The following is a 13,115-nucleotide window of genomic DNA, read 5'->3' on the forward strand; positions in this document are numbered from 1 at the left end:
CTTACCTCCAAATATTCTATCCTGCTGTTGGCAATCCCATTATTATTCTTGTTATTAGCCCATTATCATCTATCAACATAACCATTCCTAAACAAAGACCTGTATCCATTGTTCCTGAAAAATATAAACCACTTTCTTGTTTAAAACTATCTTCATCATCCCTTAAAACCTCTATTACTTGATTCATACTATAAGCTTTCTTATCTCTACTATCAATAATCTCATTGTTATAATGTTTTGCTATCTTATCTGCTGAATCACCTACTTTAACTTCTAGGGACAAAAAATAACTTTTGTTCAAAACATACTTATTACCAGTTATATCTACTCTAGTAACCCTATCATCATCCGTAATATAAAATGGGTCTTCAGCATCGCCGCAACATGTAATAACGAATTCAATATCATCATATAAAACTAGAGCAAAGTAACCGTGTAGATATGCTCCTGATTCATCTATAATATTTTTTATTTCTTTTGGTTCTCCAAAATTCTTTATAATATTCCTATATGTAGTGAATGTTTCTTTACCTTCAACAATAGTATCTAAATAACTTAAATCTTCTTGGTATAGTTGGTATTGTTGATAATGATTATGCTGGTATTCTTCATCATCTTTATCTTCTTGTTCTCGTTCTTGTATTTCTTGTTCTTGTATTTCTTGTTCTTCTTTTTCTTCTAAATCATTTAGTACAATATCATTATTCTTAATGATTTTATTTAGTTCATCAATCTTATCTTTCAATTCTGCATTTTCACTTTTGACCTCAATCAGCTGATTATTTATCTCTTCTGTTTGTTTTATTAAATCTTCATTGCTAGTGCAGCTACATAATAATACAGCTGTAACACCTGTTATCAGAAATATTTTAATTTTATTATTCATTATTTCTCACCTCATGGATTTTTGATATAATCAATACTGCCTAGTTACATACTTGTAAATTTCATTAAATACATTAATTGCAAAGTCTCACGTTAATGTACCATATAATACCAATGCCAAATTTACGGTTTGCCAAAATAACATTTAAATAAATTATATATATCAGTTGAAATTTTGTCAATTAACATTAAATTTTCACAAAAATAATATTTGTTAACACTAAAAAATCCCTTAAGCCAATAACTTCAGGGATTTTTTATACTAAATATCTATACTTATTTTATACTTAAGAAATATTACTTTTCTCCTATTGAATATGTATCATTTTCAAAATCTACTTCTACCATCGTTCCATCTGAGAACACTGACCTTTGTTTTGTCAATGACCCATCAATAAACTCATGTCTAACCATTTCTTTTTTAGCTATTTTTTCGTGAAGCTTACACACAATCTTATTCTTTTCAATCTGGGCAGTATCAGCTTCAATATCAAGATAACCTGTTCCACCATTAAGTAATGCATATAAAAATCCATCTTGTGATGTTGGCAGCCCCCAACCGCCTTTTTTAAGCGCCCAAGGAACCACTAAACATTCATGATAAACTAACGTATACAGTGGCACTGGAATTCCTATTGCATCTCCCGTATAATCCCAACCATCAAGAGGCACAGTCAATGCCATAGGTGAATGATGAACCAAATCCATATTTGGTAAAGCCCAATCAACACACTCTTCTGAACTAATTAAGATTTTTTCTGAGCTTACATAATTAAAACATTCTCTTCTCTTTTCCATACACTGTTTTCTGCTCATTCTGTGCTCTTGATGGTAACATTCATCTAGTGTCACAACAGAAAAAACATCTAGATAGGCTCCATTTAGTTCAATACCATTCTTTTTTTGTGTCTCAAAGTTCCTCTTCACATAATAAGGTGCTAACTGAGTACATAAGAAAGTCTGATTTCCTCCAGCCCATTCAGCCTCTACAGTTATATTATTATCACTATTATGAATAGCATGTTCCTTATTATAGGTTTCAGCATCAAGGTAATAATCTCTATATTGATCATGTATAGCAAAAATATAATTCAATTCCTTACATGTATCAGATATGTATTTCATTCCTTGCCAACCACCTGCTTGCTTGCAAGGAGGAAAAACATCAGGATGAAGGTTATCATAACCTCTCTTCCCCCATCCATCAAGATGAAGATATGCTTTTTCTACACCCTTTTCCTTTAGCTCTTTTAGTTGGTTGACTCTTTCATTAAAAGATACCAATACATCATTATTCTCAGGATGCTCCCTATCATAAATATCACTTGATGGCTCAGTGTGATTATAAATAAAAGAATGAATAACAGGCGAACCTATAAGTTGGTTAATATTAGGATTTTGGATTGCCTTCTCTTCTAGGGTAACTATACCTTTTTGCTGTTTGACATATTTTTTATATACTTTACATAGTCGGTTATAATCACATTCATCCATAAATGAGTATTTTATCTTTCTATTATAACCAATTTCTCCAAGCGAAGGATACCAAACAGAAGCTATATTAGTTTCGCCTCCAGCTGGATGAACTAACTCATAGCCCCCATCCCAAGGAGTTTCTGCAATGGCTATATAACCGTTATTATCTTCAACCTGTCCCCACCATGGCATATATGCACCTCTTGTATAGTATCTACCGTTCTCCATTGGATGTACTTCTTTTGCCCAATTATTAGGGATAATACACCCTAACATCATAGGTATTACTGTATAATTATTTTTTTCCTTCTTCTTAAAATCAAATGGTCCTGGCCAAACTATTTTTTCAATAATGCCTTGAACCTCATTAATTGGAATTAATTCAAAATGAATATCTTCGTAGATATTATCAATCCAGATAGATATCTCAAAACAAAGTTCTATTTCTTCTTTTCCTATCTTAAAATTTGATAATAGACATTTGATTCCTCTTCCGATACCTGTTTCAAATGACTTATGTGTTATTGATTCAGCATTCTCAAAATATAATCTATGTATTTCATCATTATAGCTGATATCAACATATGGCTTGAAATCTTTTTTTTGACACCATACTTTGTTTGGAGTTTCCACATTAAAACTAAAATCATTTTTATTATATACCACTTTTATATTTTCTGTATTGTTTATTATTGTTTGTTGTTCTACCACTTAAATTCCTCCATATCTTATATTATTCTATAATCAAACGTTACTGTAATTTCTTTCTATATTCTTTAAGTCTTTCAAGCATTTGAAGCTATATCTTATGCTATCATCAGTATTATTTCGTTCTGTACGTAACATCTCTTTATATCCCATATTGAACTCTTCTTTCGCTTTATCCATTTTGCCTAGTAACTTGTAGACTTTTCCTCTTATATAGTAAATTTTCGATAATGGTTTTCTCATACTATCTCCATAATGAATGTTTGCTGGATAGTTAATCATTTTATCTATATATTCTTCTAAACAGGATAAATCATTATTGCAAGAAGCTTCTTTTATCAATTCCTTATATATTTGTTGATATAGATGTCCACTATTTTCTTTACCTTCCCAATTATATAACTCATCTTTTAATATAACTTCAAGGGCTTTTTTATATTCACTAATATTAATTAAACTACTTATCATTGGATATATAATTCTATTAGGATTATCTACCTGTTGCCACACAGATAATAATTCCCTTTGTTTTTGCTTATCATCTTTTAATTGGTAGATTTCATTAAGTAATATTAAACTATCCTCATTCTTGTTTGACTGCAACTCTATATCCTGTTCCAAGTAATAACAAGCTTTTACTAGGTCACTTTTTCTTTTATAATAATAATATCCTAGATTTCTTAAGAGAACTGTATATCTCAAACCCTTTTCATAAGCGAGTAAAAATGAACTTTCTGCATTATCATAGTCTCCGATTCCATAGTAATAGTTACCTAATAAATATGATATCTTACCCGATTCATCAATATCTTCATACTCTCTTAGTACATTTGCTGTAACATAATCTTTGAAGAAGCAATAGTCAATTTGTGAATTTTTGATTATATTAAAATCAAGACTTCCCTCTGAAGATATTTGGTCAGAAGAATATTTCATATATGCATTATGAAGTATATTGGGTTCATGTACATATTTTAATAATTCAATAACCTCCTCATAACAATCAAGTATTGTATATTCTCTTATGATTGATAAGATTAATCCATTCACCTTAAGTATAGAATTGATGACGGAACCATCTTCATCATATCCTTGTAAGTTTTTCTCTACTAACAAATAAGGAGATACAATGTTCACTGCACTAAGAATTCCCTGGGCTTTCTTTAATTGATTATTATGTCGATATGCAATACAAAGCAAAAAATTGATATATGGCTCATTTATATTTTTATATTGTTCTAGCATAACGATTGTTTCTCTATAATATCCTAGCCTTATATTAATCTTTGCAATCTCAACTACAGAGGCTTTTTTAAGTGAAGGGCTAGAAATATCAAATAATAACTTACGTAAGAGTCTAAGATCTCCCTGTCTGCCTATCAGTATAGCAATCATAAAACGTGCTTCGTCATCTACTGGATTATAGGATAATATTTGTTGTAGATAAAATCTAGCCTGATCATATTTTTCCTGTTTAAAATACATTATCCCTAATCTTTTTTTAGTAAGCAAACAACTAGGATTATACTTTAAATTGGCATTGTATAATATTAATGCATCATCTTCTTCTCCCCTAGTTTCCTTATAATAAGCTGTATGATATAATTTCCCCATTTCATCTTTAGTAAGTTCTTCATCATTGTTGACTTTATTCAATAAGCTTTCTATATCTTTAACACTACGATTCATTCTAACATCAGTAAATAAATCAATGGATGGATATGTTTCCAAGAATTCATCTCTATCACCATAAAGGAAAATAACTTCTTCGTCATCTCTTACACTAATTTCTAATTTATCAACACTTAAGATTTTATCAGGAATATCTATATTTAATTTTGTTATTTTATCAGGGTCAAGATCAATAATTTGATTAATAGTATAATCATCTATTTTTACTGTAAGTTTACACTCTCCAAAACTCTTAACTGCTGAAAACATTAGATTCAAGTTATTGTTCTCTATAGAATGATTCATTGCAACATATTTATCTCCGTATGTAATGTTACCTAGAGAATTAACAGGATACCATATCTCCGTCCATTCTATACTTTCATGTGGTTTAATAAAATTAAAAACAGACTGGGTTTCATAAAGACCGCTTTGTATTTCCAGATATTCTTCGTTATTTTCAGTAAGAGCATGATTCCACGCTTTTCCTAAATCATCTTTTCCCCAAGCAAAAAATTTGGCTCCCTTTACTTGTTTTCTATCAGCATAATGAACAATGCCATAGTCATCTTTTTTATAATACACTCCGAAAAAATTATCTGTAAGTAATTTACCAAAGGTTTCATAGACAGAGGGTATGTTATCTGCTTCTCTATAATCTACATCTTCATAATAAGGCCATTTCAAATAATAGGGACAAATATGGTTGACACACCAGTCAAATGGATAAACAAGCCTCAAGTCTTCTGTATCTTGTATAGCTGCATTTGTCCAAAAATAATATCGATTTTCTACTGGGGTAGGATTATTCAGATGTACTTTTTGCTCCATATAAGATGAATCATCATATAATGTTAATGTAACCTGCCAATTCATTGATGATATTTGCTCTATATTACCAAAAGTAACCGAAGCACTATCTTTTGTCTGATTAATGGTATAGTGTACTGAATCATATGATGTTGGTGAGTGACTAATAGGAAAATTGAATTCTATTCCTCCAGCAAACCACGCACCTCTTGTACCAACTAACTGTGGTTTTATTACTTTATTATAATAAAATATATCTCTATTATTTCTTTTATCTAATATTCTCTGTACTCTTCCTCCTAACTGAGGCAATACTTCAATTAATAAATATTTGTTTTCCAGCACTACAATAGTATACTCTTCATCTTTAATTTCATTGGTACAACCATTCTGAAGCGTATATGGAAATGGATTAAGACATCTTCCATGCATATCAAACATGGGATTTTTTTCATCAGGTGTTAATGTGTATGTAGGTATATTCCTCTTAATCTCATAAACAGTTGTATTATTCATTATTATCCTCCTAAAATATTTCTTCTTGTTTTTATATTAATCCTTATACTATCAATTTCACATGAAAAAAGCAGATTATTTTATGTAAAATACCGATATCATTTTTTTACCTAATCATTTATAATAATCATATATACTTAATAAAATAACATTTCAAACTAAAAGGAGCTTTAATTATGTTATTAGAAAAAATGTATTTTGAAGAAATATGTCCCTATGTAAGAAATGTAGGAATTGAAGTATTTAATAAAACAAGAACATCTATACGAAGAATATATGACCATGAGTTCATATTAGGCTTTGAAGGTTCTACAAACATGACCATAGAAGATAGAACCTATACAATAGGCAAAGATGATCTTATATTAATAAAACCTAATATTCCACATGAATTTAAAATAACTAATAAAGACTCTGGTGTAATATACTGGGTTCATTTTGATTTCAAACATTTTTTTGATGGAAATTATATAGATTATAAGAATATGGAGTTTAATGAATCTCTATATAGGAATTCTTTAGAATGGAATTCGCTTATTAGGAAAGATCCTGTTTTTGAAAACGGCTTTAGATTTCCTGAATTCACTCAACTAAAGAACGGCACCATAATTAGAGATATCTTTGTTAAATTGAATGATACTTTCAATAGACAAGAAATGTTTTGGCAACTGGAATGCAGACACCTTATGCTTCAATTCTTTAATATCTATCTAAAAGAGTTTTATAAAGAGTATAGTTACCATAAAAACACAAGTAGTTCTAACATATCAGATTATATGCAAGAATATGTGAATAAAAACATAAGAAACAAACTTACATTAAAAAGTATGTCTGGTATTCTTGGCTATAATCCCGAGTATCTCGGAAAAATATTTATAAAAGAAACTGGTGAACCTTTTTCTGATTACGTTAATAAGATCAGGCTTAAAAAAGCTTTTGAATTAATGAAAACCAGTTCGTTGACATTATCAAACATCTCTGAATTATGTGGTTTCAGTGATTCTTTTTATTTCAGCAAAGTCATGAAAAAATATACTAATAAAAGTCCTCGTGAAATTAAGAAGAGCTTAAAATCCAACAATGAATTTTGACATAATTATAGGGCTGATTATTCAGCCCCATACAATCATATTTACTTTGAAACATTTTCCCAATCTTTAAGGAATCTTTCAATCCCTAGGTCTGTTAGTGGATGCTTAGTCATTTGCAACAGAACTTTGTGTGGTATTGTAGCAATATCTGCTCCAGCTAAAGCAGCTTGTGAAGCATGTAGAGGACTTCTAATACTAGCAGCTATAATTTCAGTTTTTATATCGTGTATATAAAATATTTCTGATATATCTTCAACCAGGTCCATACCAACTGTGTCAATATCATCTAATCTTCCTATGAAAGGACTAACATAAGTTGCTCCTGCTCTTGCGGCAAGTAATGCTTGTGAAGCTGAAAATATCAATGTAACATTTGTTTTTATCCCTTCAGAAGTAAGGATTTTTACTGCTTTCAATCCTTCAATAGTCATAGGAATCTTGATTACTATATTTTTATGTATAGTAGCAAGCTCACGAGCTTCTTCTATCATACCTTTAGATTCAAGACTGATTACTTCCGCACTTATTGGTCCATCAACAATACTTGTTATTTCAGTAACAACTTCTTTAAAATCCCTACCCTCTTTTGCTATTAAAGAAGGATTAGTGGTAACCCCACAAATTACACCCATTTCCTCTGCTTCTTTTATTTCATTAACATTAGCTGTATCAATAAATATTTTCATTTTTTTCCTATCTCCCTTCTTAAATTTTTACATATTAATATTATCAGAATTTCAATGTTTTATAAAGTGTTTTACATATATATTTTTACTATTTGTTATTTTCATTAAAAGTTAATTAAAGAAAAAGCACTCACAGGCAGTAAGGCTTAATCTAATTAACTAATAATATTTTTGTAGTTTTTAATTATCACATTTATCAAGCAGCTCTTGTAACTTTACAGCTTGATGTCCTTCTTCCTCTGCAAATTTTTTAAAACAGCTACTAATTTCTTGGTCGTCTATATTTTTTGCGTGAGATTCATAGTCACGTACTTTTTCTTGTGTATCCAATATAGCTTTTTTCAAACAATCTTTTGGTGATAACTCCATAATATACCTCCTAGAAATTTAATCATATTTATTTTAACCCATTTTTATAGTAATATTCTATATTATTATCACAACAGATATTTCCCAGGAAAACAAAAAACCTAGGAATTAGTATGAGTTCACTAATTCCTAGGTTATTTACATTTTTATAAAATTATTATTTGATCTTATCCAACAACCAAGCCATATTATCACCAAGGTTCTTCATATTCTCTATACCTTCTGTATCCTTAACAACATCACCAGCAGCTCTGCCTAAGCCAAGATTCCAATAATTTGCTCCTACTACTATAGCCTCTGAAATAGTAAACAAGTTATTCATTGAATTGAATGCTGCTATTGCTCCATCTCTTCTTTGTGAAACAACGGCTGAACAGACTTTTCTTTTTAATAAACGTTCTGGACGAGTTACATAACCTACTCTATCAATAAAAGCTTTCATTTGAGCAGATAATCCTCCGAAATAAACAGGAGACCCTAATATAATTCCATCTGCTTCAATAATTTTTTCAATACTTTCATTAATGATATCATCATCAAATATACATCTATTATTACCATTGGTCCTACATTTCCCACAACCAATACATCCATGTATATTTCTATTTCCAACTTGAATAAGTTCTGTTTCTATACTATGCTCTTCCAATTGCTTCAAAACCGTCTGTAATAAAGTATATGTATTGCCTTCTTTTCTAGGACTTCCATTAAACGCTATAACTTTCATATTTACCTCCAATATAACTTAATAATATTATTACCTATCATTATAAAATATTAAGTAACCTACTAAATTATTATTTAATATCCTATTATTTTATATTAAATTATATATAAAATCAATCTCATTAGTTATTTATTAATTTCTCAAGATGTTCTCTTCCCTTATTACCATATTCCATACCAATACTAGGATTTTTAACAAAGAACTCTAAACATCTAGTCAGATTATCCACATCATTATAATTAACTAATAATCCTGTTTTATTATCCTTAACTAACATAGTATTACCTTTTACATTGGTAGCAACTATAGGTTTACTTGAAGCCATTGCCTCCATCAATGTTCTTGGTGGCATACCTTCCTTTTCAGAAGTCAATACTACAACATCCATTATAGCTAATAACTTCAATATATCTTTTCTATAACCTAAGAACAGAATTCTATCTGATAACTGCTCTCTCTCAACTTTTTCTTTTAATTTGTTTTCTAGAGACCCGTCACCAACTATAATACATACTACATCATTATGCTTTGGTAATACTTTTTTAAGACCATCTATTAAGAAATCATAACCTTTAACTGGTTCAAGTCTGGCTATCATACCAATTATGTATTTATTATCTATTCCCAAAGAACCTTTTAAATCTTTTTTATCACTTTCTGAAATCATTTTCATACTATTATCATTAGCCACTAAATCAAAATCAAGATTCGCTCCTCCTATTTGAGTATCTGATAGAGTAGTTTTCAATTCTGATGCCATATTGGATAATTTTTGAGAAAGATCAGCTATATCAGCTATTGCATTAGTCTGAACACCTGTTGCCGAAGCAATTTCCTTACTACCATTTGCAATTTGTGAACTTGCATCTGCTGAATTTTTGATACCATCAACCATGTTGGTTATATTCTGTGCTATAACATTAAATGTTCCAGAGGTTTCTTTTAATATCTGACCACCTTGGATTATATCTTTATTGTTAGAGTCAATTATTTCTACTGTTTTTATAGTTTCTTCTGAAAAAGTACTGATTAGTTCACTTATGCTTTGTAATGAATCTTGAGTATTTCCTGCTAACTCTCTAACTTCATCTGCAACAACTGCAAAACCTTTTCCAGTATCACCTGCTCTTGCAGCTTCTATTGCAGCATTCAAAGCTAATAGATTGGTTTGTTTTGCTATATTGGATATAACATCAATTATACCCTGCATTTTTTTAGACGCTGAGTTAAGTTCTTTTATACTTAGAGTAGCAGAATTAGCATTTTCAACTATATTCTCCATTTTGTGTTCTAGATTTCTTAATGACGTGATTCCTTCATTAGTAAGTTCTTCTACTTTGTAAGCACCCTCTGCTATTTCCTCGATGCTTCCACTTAGATTGGATGTATTAGACGTTAATTCTTGTAATGTTGTAGATACTTCCTGCATAACACAAGAGGTTCTATGTGTTATATCAGCTAGATTCCTACTTGTATCTGAAGATTCTTCTGAGATTTCATCTAATTCTTTCACAAAATTACCTACATTATCTAATAAGTAATTAAAAGTTGCTGCCAATTTTCCTATTTCATCATTGGAATCAACAGGAATCTGTTTTCCAAAACCACTTTGTGTAACGTTTTCAGCATGTTCTAATAGATTTTCTAGTCTATTTTTAAGTTGTTTTTCTACTAGCATTTCGTCTGGGGTTTCTTTGATTTTCTTCTTATCATATTTGCTAAATCTTCTTAATAATATCAAGCCTATCAATAGTATACATAATGTTATAAGACTTACAATAAGTATATCAGCTATCAAAAACGAAACAACGATACTCGCAATTAAGCATATACTTAAAACAATGGAACTTTTGATGTTATACGATTTTGTATAACTCTTAATAGATAAATCATTATCATTTGTCATTACATTACCACCCATCTTATCATTTTTGTAGAATTTTGCCGAAAAACTTTATTGTAATTATATCAAAGTAATGCAATTTTTTCAACTAAAGTATTAAATTACTTAACATAAAAAGGATGTATAACATATATATAATATAGGTCTTAAGAACTATAAATATATGATATGACATCCCTTTCATTTGCTTGTTGTTTTATACATCATTATTTTTAACTGAATGTTTTTTCTTATTAGGATTGTGATTCATATTCTCTCTTGTTATAGGCGTTTGGTAATTGCATTTTTCCATTCTTGCTCTTTTATTATCTGGCTGACTATCTTTTGGCATTAATCATCACCTCTTTTTTCATTCTAATATTTTATGTTTATAGTATGTTCTTGATTAAAATATTTATTACTAAATTACTAGATAAATTAATAAATGAGTTTCCTCATTATTTATATAGTAAAAATCTTAAATAGCCAAAATTCTGCTAACTAGAAGAAAAAAATGTTTTGTGATTACATTGAAGGGACTTAACGCAAAATAGTATATGTATATGTGAAGTAGTGAGGCAGGACGCCGAACCCAGCTTTTAATCTGACAGCCCTACTGGACTGTCAGAAATAATTATGGACTCGATGTCCATTATTATTTGTTGAATCAGGACGAGCAAGTAGCTGGCGTAACATATACATATACTATTTTGCAAATACCAAGTCAGAACAAAACTCTTTTTTCTGACTTACTTGCAAAATAATTTAGTTTAAAGCTGATACTTAAATATTAATTTCATTGACATCTAACTTTTTTAGAAGTATATTCATTATATTAACTATATTTATAAAAATGCTTTTGTATATAATAATATTATTTAATCAAGAATAAAATTGAGGTGATTTTTTATGTCATTTGAGCAAATTAATAATGAGGATAGTAAAAGACCGGAAGGTAGAAATTGTATTCTAATATATGGTTATAATTCTGAAGAAATTAGTACCATTGAAAAATTCTCGTTGGGTAGGGGTATTGATGAATGTGTTGTAGTCACAGATGATATGTTGGGAAACAAAATCAAAGATATCATAGAAAATAATATTATACCTGTGAAATATAAGACAGGAATAAAATCCAAAACCATTGTTTTTAACGCACTTTCCAACAAAGAAGTCCATTCTTTCATTAATTTATTCAAGGATACTGGACTTAAGAAACCTATATACGCTGTAGCAACTCCAACTTCAGTTAAATGGCAATTTGGAGAATTGATAAAAGAATTAATAAAGGAAAGAATGAGTATGAGCAAGCATTAGCTTGCTCATTTTTAATATTATTTTATAGTAACATAATAGTTAGCTTTAAATTCTTTTGATACTTCTAGTTTTTGAATACCTCTTTTAGTTTTGTATTGTTTATCTGTATCTTCAAAATCAGCTACTCCATACCAAGGTTCAATACATACAAAAGGAGAGTTGTCAGGTTGTCCCCAAATACCTAAATATGGGAATCCATCATATTCAACGCATACTTCTCTGCTGCTTTTCTTGCTCTTCAATGATAGGCTGTTGGATTCCACATCCAATAAGATAATTGCCCCTTTATTGAATATATCCTTAGTCATAGGTATTACTTTTTCATTTTCTAGAAATGGTATACTTTTTAAAGAAACACTGTTTTCAATATTTAATTCATATTTATTCACTGTTTCAAGCTTATCGAATTCCAGATAATAATCTTCTAATCTCTCTTCTTCCATAATAGGTATATTGAATCCAGGATGTGCACCTATGGAGAAATATACTTCTGTTGAGTCTAGATTCTTGACTTCATAGCCTATGTTAAGACTATTACCTTTCAATTCATAAGTAATAGTTAATAAGAATTTATAAGGGTATTTCTTTAATGATTCTTCATTATATTTAAGCTTGTATTCAAGTATTTCTTTATTCTTTTGTTCTACTTGAAATTCCATATCTCTAGCAAATCCATGCTGACCTAATTCATATTTTTCATTTTCAATATAATATTCGTTATCCTTTAGTTTCCCAACAATAGGAAATAAGATAGGTGATTTTCTTCCCCATACTGATGGATCACCCTGCCATAAATATTCTAATCCATCCTCTTTAGTTTTTATACTTGATAACTCTGCTCCAAGACTATTGACTTCAATTTTTAGAACATCATTTTCTAATACATTTATCATATTCATTCCTCCATCTAAGTTGTTAATAATAAGCCGTCTTAGAATATTATTACATCTTACTATATAAAAAGTCAATATTGAAAC

Annotated in this window: 11 protein-coding genes; 2 read left to right on the plus strand and 9 right to left on the minus strand. The window is 29.5% G+C overall.

The window, feature by feature from the left end:
- Positions 1–16: 16 nt before the first annotated feature.
- The 3 genes from HYG85_RS01505 to HYG85_RS01515 form a co-directional block, all read right to left on the minus strand.
- Positions 17–886 carry a hypothetical protein gene (locus tag HYG85_RS01505; protein ID WP_212691985.1) on the minus strand — a complete coding sequence of 290 codons (870 nt, stop codon included), beginning with the start codon at positions 884–886 and terminating at the stop codon, positions 17–19.
- A gap of 296 nt (positions 887–1,182) precedes the next feature.
- Positions 1,183–3,072, minus strand: a complete 1,890-nt coding sequence (locus tag HYG85_RS01510; protein ID WP_212691986.1) for a DUF5696 domain-containing protein — start codon at positions 3,070–3,072, stop codon at positions 1,183–1,185.
- A gap of 33 nt (positions 3,073–3,105) precedes the next feature.
- Complete coding sequence (locus HYG85_RS01515) at positions 3,106–6,066, minus strand: DUF5107 domain-containing protein (protein ID WP_212691987.1); 2,961 nt, start codon at positions 6,064–6,066, stop codon at positions 3,106–3,108.
- Positions 6,067–6,242: 176 nt separating this feature from the next.
- Between HYG85_RS01515 and HYG85_RS01520 the strand changes: the two genes are divergently transcribed.
- The gene (locus HYG85_RS01520; protein ID WP_212691988.1) at positions 6,243–7,157 is read left to right on the plus strand and encodes an AraC family transcriptional regulator; all 915 of its coding nucleotides are present in this window, start codon (positions 6,243–6,245) and stop codon (positions 7,155–7,157) included.
- 41 nt (positions 7,158–7,198) lie between these two features.
- Here HYG85_RS01520 and fsa read toward each other — a convergent pair whose 3' ends face one another.
- From fsa to HYG85_RS24470, 5 genes are all read right to left on the minus strand, one after another.
- Positions 7,199–7,843 (minus strand): fructose-6-phosphate aldolase, encoded by a 645-nt coding sequence (fsa, locus tag HYG85_RS01525; RefSeq protein ID WP_212691989.1) that lies wholly within the window; start codon positions 7,841–7,843, stop codon positions 7,199–7,201.
- 180 nt (positions 7,844–8,023) lie between these two features.
- Entirely contained in the window at positions 8,024–8,212 is a 189-nt protein-coding gene (locus HYG85_RS01530) for a hypothetical protein (protein ID WP_113671035.1), read from the minus strand.
- A gap of 157 nt (positions 8,213–8,369) precedes the next feature.
- Positions 8,370–8,939, minus strand: a complete 570-nt coding sequence (locus HYG85_RS01535; protein ID WP_212691990.1) for a flavodoxin family protein — start codon at positions 8,937–8,939, stop codon at positions 8,370–8,372.
- Between the two features lie 121 nt (positions 8,940–9,060).
- Complete coding sequence (locus HYG85_RS01540) at positions 9,061–10,845, minus strand: methyl-accepting chemotaxis protein (protein ID WP_212691991.1); 1,785 nt, start codon at positions 10,843–10,845, stop codon at positions 9,061–9,063.
- 193 nt (positions 10,846–11,038) lie between these two features.
- Positions 11,039–11,173, minus strand: coding sequence for a hypothetical protein (locus tag HYG85_RS24470; protein WP_273326760.1), 135 nt, complete (start codon positions 11,171–11,173; stop codon positions 11,039–11,041).
- Positions 11,174–11,730: 557 nt separating this feature from the next.
- On the opposite strand from HYG85_RS24470, the gene HYG85_RS01545 reads away from it, so the two are divergent.
- The gene (locus HYG85_RS01545) at positions 11,731–12,138 is read left to right on the plus strand and encodes a DUF3783 domain-containing protein (RefSeq protein ID WP_212691992.1); all 408 of its coding nucleotides are present in this window, start codon (positions 11,731–11,733) and stop codon (positions 12,136–12,138) included.
- Between the two features lie 17 nt (positions 12,139–12,155).
- Here HYG85_RS01545 and HYG85_RS01550 read toward each other — a convergent pair whose 3' ends face one another.
- Positions 12,156–13,031, minus strand: a complete 876-nt coding sequence (locus HYG85_RS01550) for an aldose 1-epimerase family protein (RefSeq protein ID WP_212691993.1) — start codon at positions 13,029–13,031, stop codon at positions 12,156–12,158.
- Positions 13,032–13,115: the final 84 nt, after the last annotated feature.

Origin of the sequence: Vallitalea guaymasensis (assembly GCF_018141425.1) — a bacterium.
Taxonomy (GTDB): Bacteria; Bacillota; Clostridia; order Lachnospirales; family Vallitaleaceae; genus Vallitalea; species Vallitalea guaymasensis.